The organism is uncultured Aureimonas sp., from assembly GCF_913775355.1.
Lineage (GTDB): Bacteria > Pseudomonadota > Alphaproteobacteria > Rhizobiales > Rhizobiaceae > Aureimonas.
In genome coordinates, this window is the sequence record NZ_CAJYIU010000134.1 from 1 (window position 1) to 15,964 (window position 15,964).

The window sequence follows — 15,964 nt, forward strand, 5'->3', positions numbered from 1 at the left end:
CCGACCAATCTCGAGCAGTTCTCTTCCTATCCCGGCGTCGACGGCTTCGGCATCTACAACCGCCACGGCACGCAGCTTCTCTACGTTCTGATGGTCGCCCTCGTGTTCGAGCGTCGCCAGCGCGTGCTCCTGTTCGTCATCGCCTGGACCTGCGCCGCGCTGTTCCTGTCCAAGATCACCGGCTTCATCGCCGCGGGCGGCCTCTGCGCCTTCGCGTTTGCCGCTGGGCGCGTCCGCCTGTCGACGGCGGTCGGCGCGCTCGCGGCGTTCGCAGCGGTGCTGGCGGGGCTGGAGATCACGACGGGTGTCGTCAGCGCCTATCTCGGCGATATCGCCTCGCTCGTCGGCATGAACGAGGGCGTCCTTGCCAGCCGCTTCGTCCAGGCGGCCTCGATCCATTTCGGCATTTTCGCCTCGGGCTGCCTCCTCGTCGCCGCCCTCCTGTTCCTCGACCGCCGCCCCATCGCCTCGACGCTCGGCGCCGCCGTGCGCCACCCCTTTCGCACGGCGTCCTGGGTTTCACTCCTCGATCGCAACGTCGTCTGGCTCGGTGTCGCGCTCCTTGCGGGCCTCTTCTTCGAGACGCAGAACACCGGCGGCCAGGCCTTCATCTTCATATGGCCGGTGCTGGTGCGCATCGCCTGTGACGCCTCTCGCCATTCCCAGCGCGCGACGGCGGTCGTTCTGGTGCTCGTCGCTGCGGTCGCGATGCCCCCGCTCGTCAACGTCCTCCACCGTTCGGCCCGGGCCGTCGTCGGGCAGCTGATGTACGTGAAGGTGCCGGCGCAGAACCTCCGGGCGCTCGACAGCGTGACGCAGCGGCCGGAGGTGATCGACCGCGCGGCGCACATGATCGACAACTACGTCGCCTATCCCCAAACTTACGAGGCGCTCGCCGCCGACGGGCAGCTGCCGATCTTCAGCCTCTATTCCGAACTCGATTTTCAGGCGGCGTGGCTGATGACGGCCAACGAGGCGGTGGATGCCATCCGTGCCTACGAGGCGGCCCACGGGGTGCGGTTCGAGACGATCATGAACCTCAACTTCGTGAACCCCTTCCCCTACGCGTTGGGCCGTCAGGGCACGCCGTTCATCGCGATCGGCGCCGATCCGTTCCGTGCCGTGCCGCCGCCGAACGCGCGGACGATCGAGGCCGTCCGCAACACGGACCTTGCGCTCCTGCCGCTCTGCCCGGTGACGGTGGCGAACCAGACGATCCAGACGATCTATGCGGAAGGCCTGCGCGACCACGTGGCCGTGCCGCTGTCTCGCTGCTGGACGGCGTATATCCGGCCGGGACTGATCCGGGGCAACTAAGGCGACAACAGAAAGGCCGGGTCGAGAGACCCGGCCTTTTTCATGTCGGCACCGAGCCTTCGGCTCAGCTCATCTGCGTCTTCACGAAGTCCTTGACGATCGACACGATGCCGCGGCCGAGGAGCTCGTCCAGTGCGTCGCAGAACTGGTCGACGTTCTCGTGGCTGCAGATCAGCGGCGGCTCGAGGCGGATGACGTTGCGGTTGTACTCGGTGAAGGCGACGAGGCAGTCGTAGTCCTTCAGGAGAAGTGCGCCGATGAAGCCCGACAGCGAGCCCTTCAGCTTGTCGTCGAGGAGCGCCACCACGGGACGCAGCGCGAAGGGCAGCGTCTGCGAGAAGTCGTGGAACTCGAGGCCGACCATCAGGCCCCTGCCCCGTACCTCCTTGATGATCGATGGGTATTTCTGCTGGATCGCCTGGAGGCGCTCCTTCAGGTACGCGCCGACCACCTCGGCATTGCCGATCAGGTCCTCGTCGTAGAGCGTGTTCAGCGCCTCGATCGAGGTGGCGCAGCCCTCCCCGATGCCGCCGAACGTGGCGTGGGCGTGGATCATCGCCGTCTTCGGCGTTCCGTAGGCCTTCATGTAGACGTCGCGCTTGGCGATCATGGCGGCCATCGCCGCCTTGCCGCCGCCGAAGCTCTTGGCGAGCGCGGTAACGTCGGGCACCACGCCGTGGTGCTCGAAGGCGTAGAAGCGCCCGGTGCGCCCGTAGCCGCACTGCACTTCGTCGGCGACCCAGATGACCTTGTGCTGGTCGCACAGCGCGCGAACGCCCTGCCAGTATTCTGTCGGCGCCTCGACGATGCCGCCGCCGCCCTGGACCGTCTCCAGCACCACGACGCCGACGTCCGGGTCGGAGCGCACGACGGCGGTCAGCGCCGCGAGATCGCCGAAGGGCACACGATAGGTGTTCTCGACCAGCTTGAACTCGCCCTTGTAGAGCGGCGAGTCGGTGATCGAGAGGACACCCTTGGTCTTGCCGTGGAACGAGTTCTCGGCGTGGACGATCTTGCAGTTCTTGCGACCGCTAGCACGCTCGGCAACCTTGATCGCCGCTTCCATGGCTTCCGAGCCGGACGAGCCGAGAAATACCATGTCGAGATCGCCGGGCGAGCAGGCCGCGACGTTCTTCGCCAGCGCAGCCGCGTACTGCGACAGGAAAGCGATGGCGATCTCGTGCCGCTTCTCGTCCTGGAACTGCTTGCGCGCGCCCACGATCCGCGGGTGGTTGTGGCCGAAGGCGAGCGAGCCGAAACCGCCGAAGAAGTCGAGAATCTTCCGGCCGTTCTGGTCGATGTAGAACATGCCCTCGGCGCGCTCGACCTTTACCTTGTGGAAGCCGAGCAGCTTCATGAAGTGGAACTGGCCGGGGTTGATGTGCTCCTTGAACACGTCGGCCATGGTGCCGACGTCCATGGCCTTCGCCTGGTCGAGGGTCAGCATGTCGGGCTTGGGCGGCCCGAGGCGCGGGGCGTCGTCGAGCGCAGGAGCGGTGGTCGTCGGACGATCAAGCATGGCGCGGGCTCCTCACTCGGCCGGATGGGGATAGGCGGAGCGGGCGGCCGAGCGGCCCTCCTTCTTCGCGCGGTATTCGGTGTAGGCGGCGATCAGCATGTCCTCGTCGCGATAATGCGGCACCCAGCCGAGGTCGCGCCGGCCCTTCGAGACGTCGAGCACGCACTCCTCGTCGGCGATGAGGTACTGCTCGGGGTCCATCAGCGGCATGTTCAGCCAGTCGAGGAAGTCGAGCGTGCGCTTGACCGCAAAGCCCGGCGTCGGGATCAGGATCGACTTCGAGCCGGCATGGCGCACGAGGTCGCCAAGAAGCTTCCTCACCGGCGGCGGGTTCAGCGAGCCGAGATTGTAGGCCTCGTTCGGCACGCCCGCCTTCCAAGCGAGGCGCGCCGCCTCGGCGCAGTCGAAGACCGAGATGAACTGGTAGGGGTTCTTCCCCGAGCCGATCATCGGAACCGGAAGGTTCGCGTCGATCAGCTTGAACAGCTTCTCGAGAATGCCGAGACGCCCCGGCCCGATGATGAGGCGCGGGCGGAACAGCGAGATTTTCATGCCGCGACGGCGCCAGTCGGCGGCCAGCACCTCGGTATCGAGCTTGGACTGGCCGTACTCGCCGAGCGGCGCGACCGGATGGTCCTCGGTCATCGGCGTCGTGACCGTGTGGCCGTAGATCATGTCGGTGGTGAAATGGACGAGCCGGCCGGCGCCCGCGCGGTCCATCGCCTCAATGATGTGCTTCGTGCCGTCGTAGTTGACGGGGTAGAAGAACTCGTGTCGCTTGGCGCGCACCTGCAGCGGCGACAGCATCTTGGCCGACAGGTTGTAGACCATGTCGTCCGCCGCGATCGGCACCCGGTTGACGGCGGCCGCATCGGTGACGTCGACGTTGAGATGCGTGGCGCGGGCGTAGTGCGGCAGGTCGGCCTTGGCGATGTCGGCGACCATGACCTCTTCGCCGTCCGAGACGAGGCGCTGGGCGAGATGGCGGCCGACGAAACCGTCGCCGCCGAAGATCACGTGCTTCATCGAATGGCTCCTTCGGTGGAATGGGTCTTGGCGGTGATGGTCACCGGCACGTCGTCGGCGATCGTGCTGCCCGTGCGGGCAATCAGGATCGTTCCGGCGCAGATGAGGGCGATGCCGCCGATGCGGGCCGCGTTGAGTTCCTCGCCGAAGAGAAACCAGGCGGCGAAGGCGACGACGACATAGGCGAGGCTGAGGAAGGGGTAGGCGTAGGTCAACTCGACCTTCGACAGCACGAAGAGGTGCGAAGCCATCGAGATCACGAAGGTCAGGAGCCCCAGGAAGACGAAGGGGCTGAAGACGATCGAGAGGATCTTGAGGATCGGGTTGACGCCCGAAAAGCTCAACGGGCCGAGCTGCATCATCCCGTATTTCAGGAGCATCTGCGCGGCCGCGTTGGTGAACACGGTGAAGAGAATGAAGGGGATGTACCGGCTCACGCCTTGCCTCCCGGCTGTTGGATCTCGGGCCGGATCCTTGGCGGAGCCGGTATGCCATGCGGTAAAGACGGGGCGGGCTCGCGCGGTTGTGAACCGGCATTTCCCCCGCCAGCGTCAATCAATCCTTGCTCAGGCGGCGGCGCCGTAGCGTTGGTGTCCCGCGTCGAGGCACAGCGCCGTGCGGCGCCAGAAGTCCGACACGATCGCCGGGTCGCGCATCGCCTCGAGCCGCCGCCAGCGCGGGAAGGAGGCCGCGAAGACCTCCGGCGACATCCGGGCGTCCTTGTAGTGATTCACCGCTCCGCCCGCCTCGATCGTGATCCGGTCGAGTTCGTCCATGAGCGCGAGCGTCGACGGGCCGCGATTGGGAAAGTCGAGCGTCAGCGTGTAGCCGCGCCTGGGGAAGCTCAGGAGCCCCGGACTCGGCAGGTCGCCGAAACGCTTGAGCACGGTGAGAAACGAGCCCTGCCCGTGGGCGAGCGCGCATTCCATCAGCGCCCGTACCGCCTGCCGGCCCATCTCCTCCGGCACGACGCTCTGGTGCTGGCGAAGACCCTGCGGCCCGTAGAGCCGGTTCCAGCCGCCGATACGATCGAGCGGATAGAAGAACCCGTCGAAGGGCACGTTGCGCTCGACCTCCGCCCGGCGGAGCTTGCGGAAGTTCAGCTCGTTGAAGGCCTTCAGCGCCAGCCCGCGCAGGGGGCTGACCGGCGGCGTGAACGGCACGGAGAACAGCGGGCGCCGGGCGCGGCCCGCGTGGTCGCCCTTGCCGGCATGGTCACCGCAGATCAGGTGGCCGCGGCCGAAACGAGACCCGCGCGCCAGCTGGTCGATCCAGGCGACGGCGTATTCATGCCGCTCGTCGGCCTCCGCGGCCCGCGCGAAGTAGTCGTCGAGGCAGGACAGGCGGTGCGTCGTCTCGCGGATCGTCAGGGACGGCACGGCGAGCAGCCGGAGGCGGACTCGCGTCACGATGCCCGTCAGCCCGAGCCCGCCGATCGTGGCGGCGAAGAAGTCGGCATTCTGCGTGCGAGAGCAGACGAGCGTGCCGAGGTCGGAACGCGTCAGCGTGAAGGATTCGACCCAGGACCCGAAGGTGCCGCGACGGTGGTGGTTCTTGCCGTGGACGTCGTTGGCGAGAGCCCCACCGAGCGTGACGAACTGGGTGCCCGGCGTCACCGGAAGGAACCAGCCGTGCGGTGCGATCCGCTCGGTGATGTGGTGGAGGAGGACGCCGGCCTCCGCCTCGATCACCCCGTCCTGAAGGTCGAGGGAGAGGATGCGGTTGCGCCCGCGCATGTCGACGAGGACGCCCGCTTCGTTGAGGCACGTGTCGCCGTAGGAACGACCGTTGCCGCGCGGCAGAAGTCCGGCCGCATCGGGGACCGCCGGGAAGACGTCGGCCTGCGGCGCCCCCATCGACCGGCGCCCCTCCGGCGGAGGCGGCATCCGACCCCAGTTCTCGTAGACCTCAGGCATAGGCCGCCACCAGGAACATGCAGGCGCCGAGCACCATCATGATCTGCGAGCGCCAGTCGTGCATGATGAAGACGACGGGGTCCTCGTGCATGTGGTTGCGGCGAGCGAGCACCCAGATGCGCACGATTATGTAGAGGACGAGCGGGCAGAGCGGCCAGAGAAGATATGGATGCGTGTAGAGTTCGCGCACCTCCGCGCTGTCGATGTAGAGCGCGAGAACCATCACCGCCGCAAAGCCCGACGCCATGCCCGCCTGCCCCACCGTGTCGAGGTCGACGTCGACATAGCCGCGACCGGTCGAGGAGCGGTTCGCGCCGCCGCCGAAGTCCATGATCTCGACGAAGCGCTTCACCAGCGCCAGCGACAGGAAGAAGAAGATCGAGAAGGCGAGCAGCCAGAACGACTCGTTGGAGTCGATCGCCATGGCGCCCGCGATGATCCGCGTCGTGTAGAGCCCGGCGAGCGTCAGGACGTCGATCAGGAGCATGCGCTTCAGCGCGAACGAGTAGGCCGTGGTCGCGACCATGTAGAAGGCCAGCGTCGCCATGAATTCCCACGGCAGGAGGGCCGCGATCGTGAAGGACGTCATGAACAGCCCGGCCGCCAGCGCCAGACCCGCCGGGATCGGCACGAGGCCGCTCGCGAAGGGACGCTTGCGCTTGGTCTTGTGACGGCGGTCGGCCGCGAGATCCAGAAGGTCGTTCAGGATGTAGACCGAGGAGGCCGCGAGCGAGAAGCAGACGAAGGCCAGAAGCGCCTTCAGCGCCATCGGCACGTCGAGGAACTCGTGGTTCAGCGCCATCGGCACGAACACCAGGACGTTCTTCGTCCACTGGTGCGGACGCATGGCTTTCAGCATGCCGCGTGCGAGCGAGCCGGTATCGACGATGAGGCGCGATGGGCGCGTCGCCGCGCCGTGCCAGCGTCGCGCCGAGCGGTCGGGCTGGACCACGGTGGCGCTCTCGGCCGCCTCGAACAGGCAGACGTCGTCGTGCGAATTGCCGACGTAATCGAAGGCGTCGCCGTTGCAGCGGGCGCGGATGCGCTCGAGCTTGCGGTCGGCGGAGAGGTTCGTGGTCCGGTCGCTCGCCATCACCTCGTCGAAGAGACCGAGATGGGCGGACACGGCGTGGGCGAGGCGTTCGTTTGAGGCGGTGGCGAGAATGATCGGCCGACCGGCCTCCCGCTCGGCCTGCAGCGTGGCGACCACCTCCTCGCGGTAGGGGAGCGTCGCCGCGTCGATCTCGGTGCGCGCAGCCAGTTCGTCCTTCAGAACCGCCTTGCCCTGGAACGCCCAACCGAACAGACGCCAGAACCCGAGCGGCTGCTGGCGTGCGAAGTGGAACAGGCTTTCCCAGAGAAGGTCCCCACGGATCAACGTTCCGTCGAGGTCGACGAACAAAGGTCGTCCCGTTCGCGTGACGTAGGTATCCATGACGATGTCCTTACCGAGGCTCTGTCAGCTGCGGTGGACTATCTTCGTGGCGAGGTTTCCCCACGGTAAAACAAAGGGAAATCGTCCGTAAACTGCCGAACATGCTTAAGAGGCTGCTTTCGAAACCTCCACAATTTTCACGATCCGACACGGACGCGTGATCACGACGCGTGCCTCTGTCACTTGGACGGTCTCGGCAGCCCGACCGCCATTCCATCACACACTGGTGAACGCTTCACGCATCCAGGCAAACTGACGCGCTAAGTCTTTTACCTTCCATATGAATTTTGACTTGGGAGACGAATTGACTTGTCGGGCTGCGTGTCCCCCCTGCAACAGCCGGCCGAGGGGCGCCCGCGCCCGCCTTGCGTCATCTAGCACGACATTATCTGGTTCTCTCACGAAGAGGCGCATCGTTGAGCGTCCCGTTTCGCAAAGAACCGCCGCCCCGCATCGACGGAGGACGGCACGCTGGAGATCACCATGAAGCGCCTCGCCCTGCTGCTCGCCTCGGCCGCCCTCGCCTCCCCGGCCCTCGCCGCCGACGTCGTCTACGAAGAGCCGGCAGCGCCGATGGCCGTGATGGCCCCGGTCTCCAACTGGACCGGCCTCTACCTCGGCATCCAGGGCGGCGGCGCCTTCAACCCGGACAACGGCGACAACCTCGCCATCGTCCCGAACTTCGGCGGTGCCGGCGCCGCCTTCCTGACCAGCGCCTTCGGCAACAACTTCTCGTCGGAGTTCGAGTCGAGCTTCATCGGCGGCGCGCACATCGGTTACGACTATCAGGTCGACCGCTTCGTGGTCGGCGCCCTCGTGGACATCAACGCGCTCGACATCGCGCAGCGCTCCAGCGCCTTCTCGAACACGCCGGCCTTCTACACGGCCGAGCGCAGCCTCGACTACCTCGCGACCGGCCGCCTGCGCGCCGGCTACCTCGTCACGGACATGGCGCTCCTCTACGCCACGGGCGGTGTCGCGTACGGCGAGATCGACTACGGCTTCTCGACCAACAGCCCGGCCGTCACGGCCGCCTTCCCGGCCGTCATCAACTCGGACGAGGACGACTGGGGCTACTCGGTCGGCGGCGGCATGGAAGTGAAGGTCACGCAGAACATCTCGTTCGGCGCCGAGTACCTCTACACCAACCTCGGTGATGGCGGCTCCTCGACCATCCTGAACGGCGGCCCGTTCGACGGTTCGGGCGCGGCAGTCATCCCGGGCCAGTTCACCGACTTCCGTTCGAGCGGCGACTTCGACTTCCACACGATCACGGCGAAGCTGTCCTACCGCTTCAACTGATCCGGCGTTCCGACACGAAAAAGCCCGCCGCGTCGAAGGACGCGGCGGGCTTTTTCATGACGCCGTCCGAAGCGTTCAGGACGCGTTGTACTTCCGGTCGAGCGCGTCGATCGCGTCGACATTGGCGGCCGACGAGCCGGCGGGATCGAACTCGGATTCCAGATATTTGTCGACGATCGCCTTGGCGAGCTCGGGGCCGATGACCCGCGCGCCCATCGTGATCACCTGCGCGTTGTTGCTCTTGGCGGCGCGCTCGGCGGAATAGGTGTCGTGCGTCAGCGCGGCGCGGATGCCGGGCACCTTGTTGGCCGAGATGTTGACGCCGATGCCGGTGCCGCAGCACAGGATCGCGCGGTCGTACTCGCCGTCCACGACGGCCCGGGCGACGCGCTCGGAGGTCGTCGCATACTTCTCCGCCGACCCGTCCGGCGCCTGGCTGGCGTCGACGACCGTCAGACCGGAGCGGCCGGCAAGGTGGTCCTTGATGGCCTGGACGAGAGGCTGGCCGGCGTTGTCGCCGCCGAGAATGATCTTCATGGGTCTCACCTGATGGTTGAGGAGCGGGTCCAAGGATCCGGACCGACGACGCCGGGGCGCCCTCCCGTTCATAATATCGCAGCCTTGTTCAAACGATCAAGGTCCTTCAAACGCCCTTGGTTGCCTGATCGAGGGCGAGAATGCCATGCGCGTTGGCGAGCGAGGTCGCGATGACGTCGATGGCCCCGGTCCGCAGCGCGGCGAGGATCGGCATGGCCTTGGTCGGTTCCGCCGCGACCGCGATCGTCGTCGGGATCGCCCGGATATCGGCGAGGCGCAGCCCGACGACGCGCCCGCCCAGAATCTCGTTCCGCTCGCGCCCGTCGATGTCGTAAAAGTCGTAGCCCATCAGATCGCCGACGACCCCGGCCGCCCGCGCGCCGAGAAGTTCCTCCCGGCGAAACCAGCCCATCCGCGCCATGTGGCTTTCCTCGCCGAGGTCGCCGATGCCGACAAGCGCGAAGGCAGCGCTCCGCCCGAGATCCAGCGTCTGCTTCACGGTCGGGTTCGCCATCAGGCCGGCGCGCAGCGTCGCGTCCGGCACGTAGGCCGGCGCGTAGAGCGTTTCCGGCACGCCGCCGAACCGCCGTGCGAGCTTGCGGCAGATGTGATCGGCGTTCGAAGGCTCGCCGGCCTGATGCGCGCCGCCGGTGGCGGAGACAAAGGTCGCATGCTCCAGGAACGGGCGACCGCGCGTCTCGGCGACGGCGGCGATGTTGCGGCCCATGCCGACGGCGACGACCGCGCCCTCGAAGAGTTCGCGCTCTAGATAATCCGCCACCAGCAGCGCCACCTCGGCGCGCTGCGCGTCGGCTTCGCGCCGGTCGACGGCGATCAGCGCCGCCTTGACGCCGAACCGCTCCCTCAACCGTCGCTCGAGATCGGCTTCCACGGCGCGGTGGACGCGGATCCGAACGTCCACGATCCCCGCATCGCGCGCCTGACGCAGCAGGCGGTTCACTTTCATGCGAGACAGGCCGAGTTCGGCCGCGATCTCGGCTTGCGTGGCCTGCCCCTCGTAGTAGCGGCGAGCGACCTCCATCATCGCATCGACATCGGCGGGTGCTATGGCATCCATGTTCGCTTCCGCAGGTCAGACTTCACGTATCGACGGCGATGAGCCATGTCTGTTCATATGGCAGGCATGCGTTCATATGAACGTTTTTCATGTCGCGCGGATTGATTCAAGCGCCGTGGCGTGGTTCTGCTGGCGCAGCACCGCGCGAGTCCGGCAGGCCGGGTCGCTTCGCGCAGGGCCCACCGAAGCGCTGCGACCGAGATCGAGGGAGACGACCACCGTGGACACGACACAAGCCCCCAGCCTGGATGCCAAGCAGATCCGCGCGATGGCCAGCGGCATCCGCTTCCTGTCGATGGACGCGGTGGAAAAGGCCAATTCCGGCCACCCGGGCATGCCGCTCGGCATGTCGGACGCGGCGACCGTCCTGTTCAGCCAGTTCATGAAGTTCGACGCCAAGCGTCCGCACTGGCCCGACCGCGACCGCTTCGTGCTGTCGGCCGGCCACGGCTCGATGCTCCTCTACAGCCTGCTGCACCTCACGGGCTACGAGGACTTCACGATCGACGAGCTGAAGCGCTTCCGCCAGCTTCATTCCAAGGCCGCCGGCCACCCCGAGTTCGGCGAGGGCGCCGGTATCGAGACGACGACCGGCCCGCTCGGCCAGGGTCTCGCCACCGCCGTCGGCATGGCGCTCGGCGAAAAGATCCTGCGCGAGCGGTTCGGTGAGGAGCTCGTCTCGCACTACACCTACACGATCGCCGGCGACGGCTGCTTCATGGAGGGCGTCAGCCAGGAGGCGATCTCGCTCGCCGGCCACCTGAAGCTGAACAAGCTCATCGTCCTGTGGGACGATAACCGCATCACCATCGACGGCGCGACCGACATCACGACCTCGGACGATCTCGCAAGCCGCGTCGAGGCCTCGGGCTGGGCGACGGCGGCCGTCGACGGCCATGACCCGGAGGCTGTGGCCGCCGCGATCGAAGCCGCGCGCCGCTCGGACAAGCCGACGCTCATCGCCTGCCGCACCACGATCGGCTACGGCGCAGGCAAGAAGGCCGGAACCTCCGGCGTGCATGGTTCGCCGATCGGCGCCGAGGGCATCGCCTTCGCCCGCGAGCATTTCGAGTGGGCGCACGAGCCCTTCGTGCTGCCCGACGTCGTCACCGACTTCTGGAAGGCCGTCGGCACTCGCGGCGCCGCGGAAGCTGATGCCTGGGAGAAGCGTCTCGCCGCGTCCGCTCATGCGGACGCCTGGAAGGCGCTGATGGTCGAGGGCTTCGACGGCGACGCGAGCGCGATCCTTGCCGACGTCAAGGCGAAGTTCGCCACCGACGCCGCCTCCGTCGCCACCCGCAAGGCCAGCCAGACCGTGATCGAGGCGCTGGCGGCCAAGTCCGCCAAGCTGATCGGCGGCTCGGCCGACCTCACCGGCTCGAACCTCACCAAGGCCGGCGCGATGAAGCCGGTGACGGCGAAGGACGCCACCGGCAACTACATCTACTACGGCGTGCGCGAGCACGGCATGGCCGCCGTCATGAACGGGCTGTCGCTACACGGCGGCTTCACCCCGTTCGGCGGCACGTTCCTCTGCTTCTCCGACTACGCGCGGCCCGCCATGCGCCTGTCGGCGCTGATGCACCAGCCGGTCGTCTACGTGATGACGCACGATTCCATCGGCCAGGGCGAGGACGGCCCGACGCACCAGCCGATCGAGCACCTCGCCTCGCTGCGCGCCATGCCGAACATGCTCGTCATGCGCCCGGCCGACGGCGTCGAGACCGCCGAGTGCTGGGAGGCCGCGCTCGTCAACACCAAGTCGCCGACGACGCTGGTCCTGTCGCGCCAGAACCTCAAGGCGCTGCGCACCGGAACGGTGGGCGAGAACCTCTCGGCCAAGGGCGGCTACGTGCTGGCCGAGGCCGAGGGCGGCGCGCGTCAGGTGACGATCCTCGCCACCGGCTCCGAAGTCGAGATCGCGGTAGCCGCGCAGAAGCTTCTGGCGGACAGCGGCGTTCGCGCAGCGGTCGTGTCCCTGCCCTGCTGGGAGCTCTTCGCCAAGCAGCCCAAATCCTATCGCGACGAGGTGCTCGGCTCGGCGCCGCGCATCGCGGTCGAAGCCGCCTCGCCCTTCGGCTGGACGCGCTTCGTCGAGGACGAGGACGACGTCGTCGGCCTGCCCGGCTTCGGCGCCTCGGCACCGGGCGGCGATCTCTACAAGCATTTCGGGCTGACGCCCGAGAAGGTCGCCGAGAAGGCCCGCGCCAAGGCCGGCGCCTGACAGCTGCGAACACACCCGATCGGGGCCGGCCGAGCACCATCGACCGGCCCCGATCGTTTCTTCAGTCGCTTACGGGAGGAAAGGCGACCCGCATGACCAAGCGTCCCTGGATCGGCACCAGCTGGAAGATGAACAAGACGATCGCGGAGGCCGACGCCTTCTGCGAGACCGTTGCAAGGTCGCCATGGGCGAGCGACGACCGCGCCCAGCTTTTCGTGATCCCGCCCTTCACCGTCCTTTATCGCGTCGCGCAGGCGCTCGACAAGACCGACATCATCGTCGGTGCACAGAACGCGCACTGGAAGGACGCCGGCGCCTGGACCGGCGAGGTCTCCCCCGTTCAGGTCAAGGACTGCGGCGGACGCCTCGTGGAGATCGGCCATTCGGAGCGGCGCGAGCATTTCGGCGAGACTGACGAGACGGTGGCGCTGAAGACCGAAGCCGCCGTGCGCCACGGGCTCGTCGCCCTCGTCTGCATCGGCGACACGCGCGAGGAATACGACGCCGGACGCACGGCCGAGGCGCTGCGTCGCCAGACCGAGGCGCTGATCTCGAAGGTCGAGTGGAGCCAGCCGGCCAAGGTCATCATCGCCTACGAGCCGGTCTGGTCGATCGGCGAAGGCGGCACGCCGGCCGAACCGAGCTTTGCCGACGAGCAGCATGCCCGCATCAAGGAGCTGACCCGCGAGAAGCTGGGCTTCGCTCTGCCCGTCCTCTACGGCGGTAGCGTCAATCCCGGCAACTGCGTGGAACTTGCAACCCAAGAGCACATCGACGGCCTCTTCATCGGCCGTTCCGCCTGGAATGCGGAGGGCTATCTCTCCATCGTGTCCGACGTCGTCTCGTCCCTGTCCTGACCCCGCCCGGAGAACCGCCTTGGCCCTCATCACGCTTCGCCAGCTTCTCGACCACGCCGCCGAGCACAGCTACGGCGTGCCCGCGTTCAACATCAACAACATGGAACAGGGCCTCGCGATCCTGGCCGCGGCTGCCAAGACGGACTCGCCGGTCATCCTGCAGGCCAGCCGCGGCGCGCGCGCCTATGCCAACGACCTGATCCTCGCTCGGCTGATCGAAGGCCTGTCCGAGATGCACCCGGACATTCCGATCTGCATGCATCTCGACCACGGCAACAACGAAGCCACCTGCATCACCGCCATCCAGCACGGCTTCACCTCGGTGATGATGGATGGCTCGCTGAAGGAAGACGGCAAGTCGCTCGCCGACTACGCCTACAATGCCGCGATCACCCGCCGCGTCTCCGACATGGCCCACTGGTGCGGCGCGTCGGTCGAGGGCGAGATCGGCGTTCTCGGCAGCCTCGAGACCGGCGGCGGCGAGCAGGAGGACGGCCACGGCTTCGAGGGTACGCTCGACCACGACCAGCTGCTGACGGACCCCGAGGAAGCCGCCCGCTTCGTCGAGGACACGCATGTCGATGCGCTGGCGGTGGCCATGGGCACATCGCACGGCGCCTACAAGTTCTCGCGCAAGCCGGACGGCGACGTCCTGGCGATGAACGTCATCGAGGCGATCCACAAGAAGCTGCCGAACACGCATCTCGTGATGCACGGTTCGTCCTCGGTGCCGGAGGACCTGCAGGAGATCGTCAACAAGTACGGCGGCCAGATCAAGCCGACCTGGGGCGTGCCGGTCGAGGAGATCCAGCGCGGCATCCGCCACGGCGTGCGCAAGATCAACATCGACACCGACTGCCGCCTCGCGCTGACCGGCGCGATCCGCAAGGTCTTCGCGGAGAACCCGGAAGAGTTCGACCCGCGCAAGTATCTCGGCCCCGGCATGGCCGCGATCACCAAGCTGGCGGCCCAGCGCTTCGAGGAGTTCGGCACCGCCGGCCATGCCGGCAACATCAAGCCGATCGACCTCGCCGATATGGCCAAGCGCTACAAGAACGGCAGCCTCAAGGTCTCGAACGCCGCCTGACGAAAGTCAAGCGCGGCGGTCAGGCCGCCGCGCCCTTCGCCTTCGAATTGCCTGCGATCAGGTCCACCGCGCGGCTCGCCAGCGCCATGACGGGCGCATTCGTGTTGCCCGACGGGATCATCGGCATCGCCGAGCAGTCGATCACGCGAAGACCCTCGACGCCGCGCACGCGAAGCGACGGATCGAGCACCGCCATCGGATCGCCGTCCGGCCCCATCGGGGCCGATCCGACCGGGTGATAGTTCGTCTTCACCGTCTTGCCGCAGAACGCCTCGAGGCTTGCGTCGTCCGTCACGTCACGGCCGGGCAGAAGTTCGTCCCTGATGCGGTCCGAGAGCGGCCGGGACGCGAGCACCTCGCGCGCGAAGCGCAGCGAGCCGACGGTCAGGCGCAGGTCGTCGGGATGGCCGAAGAAGTTCGAATCGACCAGCGGCATCGCGTGGGGATCGCCCGACCGCAGCCGCACCGTGCCCCGCGCCTTCGGCCGCAGCAGGCACGAGGTGAGCGTGACGCCGTGGCTCGGCTTGGCGCTCGACACGTCGCGGTCGAGATAGACGATCGGGGCGCAGTAGAGCTGGATCGTCGGCCGCTCGCCGCCGTCCGGGTCGTAGAAGAGGCAGGACTCGATACCCGTCGTCGTCACCGGTCCGGAAGCGAAGAGCATGTACTGCAGGCCGTTGCGGACCATTGGCCAGCCCTTGTCCTGCCCGAAATAGCCGCTCGGCCCCTTCGTAGTGGCGATGACCGGCACCTCGTGATGGTCCTGCAGGTTGGCGCCGACGCCAGGCAGATCGGCGACGACGCCGATCCCGTGCTCGCGTAGGTGGTCGGCGGGCCCGAGGCCCGACAGCATCATGAGCTTGGCCGTGTTGTAGGTGCCGGCCGCGAGCAATACCTCGCGCTCGGCCCGGACGGTCTTCGCCTGCCCGTTCTCGCGGTAGGACAGGCCGACAGCGCGCCCGCCCTCGAACAGGACGCGGTCCACCTGCGCTCCCGTGACGATCGTCAGGCGACGGTCGTTCAGGAGGTCGGCGATGAAGGCGGTGACGGCGTCGCAGCGTTCCATCCGCCCGTTGCGCACGCCCATCGTGTGCTGCATCACGCCGACGCCGTTCTGGCGCGCGCCGTTGAAGTCGGGGTTGAGCGGGATGCCCATGCCTTGCGCGGTCAGGAGATAGTCCTGCGTCGTGTCGCAAAGGGCGCCGGGATCGGAGACGAGGAGCCCGCCGTCTATGCCGTGGTAGCGGTCATTGAACTTGGTGTTGCGCTCCAGCGCGCGGAAATGCGGCAGGAGGTCCTCGTAGGACCAGCCGGAACCGCCCCCGAGATAGGCGTCCCAGCCGTCGTAATCCTCGCGCTGGCCGCGCATGTAGACCATGGCGTTGACGGCGCTGCCGCCGCCGAGCGCCTTCGCCTGCGGCACGATCGGCGCCCGGCCGCCAAGGCGCGGCTGCGCGGCGGTCTGGTGCATTTCGAGGAAGTCGTCGCGGGCGAGATACTTCATGTACCCGGCCGGCATGCGCATCAGCCGTGCCGTCTTCGCCGGCCCGCGCTCGAGGATCAGGACGCGGGCCCCCTGCTCCTTCACGAGCCGCATGGCGGCGACGCAAGCCGCCGTGCCGCCACCGGCGATGACGTAGTCGTAGGCGCTCATCGCAGTTCGTTT

13 protein-coding genes are annotated in these 15,964 nt (G+C 67.3%); 5 read left to right on the forward strand and 8 right to left on the reverse strand.

Features of this window, described 5'->3' with window-relative positions; translation table 11 throughout:
* On the forward strand, positions 1-1,317 hold a 1,317-nt coding region (locus QZ753_RS09090), incomplete at its 5' end, for a hypothetical protein (protein WP_294642978.1).
* 64 nt (positions 1,318-1,381) lie between these two features.
* On the opposite strand, the gene QZ753_RS09095 is transcribed toward QZ753_RS09090, so the two are convergent.
* The 5 genes from QZ753_RS09095 to QZ753_RS09115 form a co-directional block, all read right to left on the reverse strand.
* Positions 1,382-2,836 (reverse strand): aminotransferase class III-fold pyridoxal phosphate-dependent enzyme, encoded by a 1,455-nt coding sequence (locus QZ753_RS09095; RefSeq protein ID WP_294642980.1) that lies wholly within the window; start codon positions 2,834-2,836, stop codon positions 1,382-1,384.
* Positions 2,837-2,848: 12 nt separating this feature from the next.
* Complete coding sequence (locus QZ753_RS09100) at positions 2,849-3,862, reverse strand: NAD(P)-dependent oxidoreductase (RefSeq protein ID WP_294642982.1); 1,014 nt, start codon at positions 3,860-3,862, stop codon at positions 2,849-2,851.
* Positions 3,859-4,242 carry an EamA family transporter gene (locus tag QZ753_RS09105; protein ID WP_294643024.1) on the reverse strand — a complete coding sequence of 128 codons (384 nt, stop codon included), beginning with the start codon at positions 4,240-4,242 and terminating at the stop codon, positions 3,859-3,861. The genes QZ753_RS09100 and QZ753_RS09105 overlap by 4 nt, the downstream gene beginning before the upstream one ends.
* 186 nt (positions 4,243-4,428) lie before the next feature.
* A complete protein-coding gene (locus tag QZ753_RS09110) occupies positions 4,429-5,778 on the reverse strand; it encodes an FAD-binding oxidoreductase (protein WP_294642984.1) in 1,350 nt (449 codons plus the stop codon).
* Positions 5,771-7,213 carry a UbiA family prenyltransferase gene (locus QZ753_RS09115; RefSeq protein WP_294642986.1) on the reverse strand — a complete coding sequence of 481 codons (1,443 nt, stop codon included), beginning with the start codon at positions 7,211-7,213 and terminating at the stop codon, positions 5,771-5,773. Before QZ753_RS09115 ends, QZ753_RS09110 begins: the two co-directional genes overlap by 8 nt.
* A 483-nt stretch (positions 7,214-7,696) precedes the next feature.
* Here QZ753_RS09115 and QZ753_RS09120 point away from each other — a divergent pair, with 483 nt between their 5' ends.
* The gene (locus QZ753_RS09120; protein ID WP_294642988.1) at positions 7,697-8,515 is read left to right on the forward strand and encodes an outer membrane beta-barrel protein; all 819 of its coding nucleotides are present in this window, start codon (positions 7,697-7,699) and stop codon (positions 8,513-8,515) included.
* 75 nt (positions 8,516-8,590) lie between these two features.
* Here QZ753_RS09120 and QZ753_RS09125 read toward each other — a convergent pair whose 3' ends face one another.
* Both QZ753_RS09125 and QZ753_RS09130 read right to left on the reverse strand, forming a co-directional pair.
* Complete coding sequence (locus tag QZ753_RS09125; RefSeq protein ID WP_294642990.1) at positions 8,591-9,052, reverse strand: RpiB/LacA/LacB family sugar-phosphate isomerase; 462 nt, start codon at positions 9,050-9,052, stop codon at positions 8,591-8,593.
* A gap of 106 nt (positions 9,053-9,158) precedes the next feature.
* On the reverse strand, positions 9,159-10,130 hold the full coding sequence (locus tag QZ753_RS09130; RefSeq protein WP_294642992.1) for a sugar-binding transcriptional regulator: 972 nt from the start codon (positions 10,128-10,130) through the stop codon (positions 9,159-9,161).
* A gap of 220 nt (positions 10,131-10,350) precedes the next feature.
* On the opposite strand from QZ753_RS09130, the gene tkt reads away from it, so the two are divergent.
* From tkt to fba, 3 genes are all read left to right on the forward strand, one after another.
* A complete protein-coding gene (tkt, locus tag QZ753_RS09135; RefSeq protein WP_294642994.1) occupies positions 10,351-12,354 on the forward strand; it encodes a transketolase in 2,004 nt (667 codons plus the stop codon).
* A 92-nt stretch (positions 12,355-12,446) separates the two neighbouring features.
* Positions 12,447-13,211 carry a triose-phosphate isomerase gene (locus QZ753_RS09140; RefSeq protein ID WP_294642996.1) on the forward strand — a complete coding sequence of 255 codons (765 nt, stop codon included), beginning with the start codon at positions 12,447-12,449 and terminating at the stop codon, positions 13,209-13,211.
* Positions 13,212-13,230: 19 nt separating this feature from the next.
* Positions 13,231-14,298, forward strand: a complete 1,068-nt coding sequence (fba, locus tag QZ753_RS09145; protein WP_294642998.1) for a class II fructose-bisphosphate aldolase — start codon at positions 13,231-13,233, stop codon at positions 14,296-14,298.
* 19 nt (positions 14,299-14,317) lie between these two features.
* Here fba and QZ753_RS09150 read toward each other — a convergent pair whose 3' ends face one another.
* Entirely contained in the window at positions 14,318-15,952 is a 1,635-nt protein-coding gene (locus QZ753_RS09150) for a GMC family oxidoreductase (protein WP_294643001.1), read from the reverse strand.
* Positions 15,953-15,964: the final 12 nt, after the last annotated feature.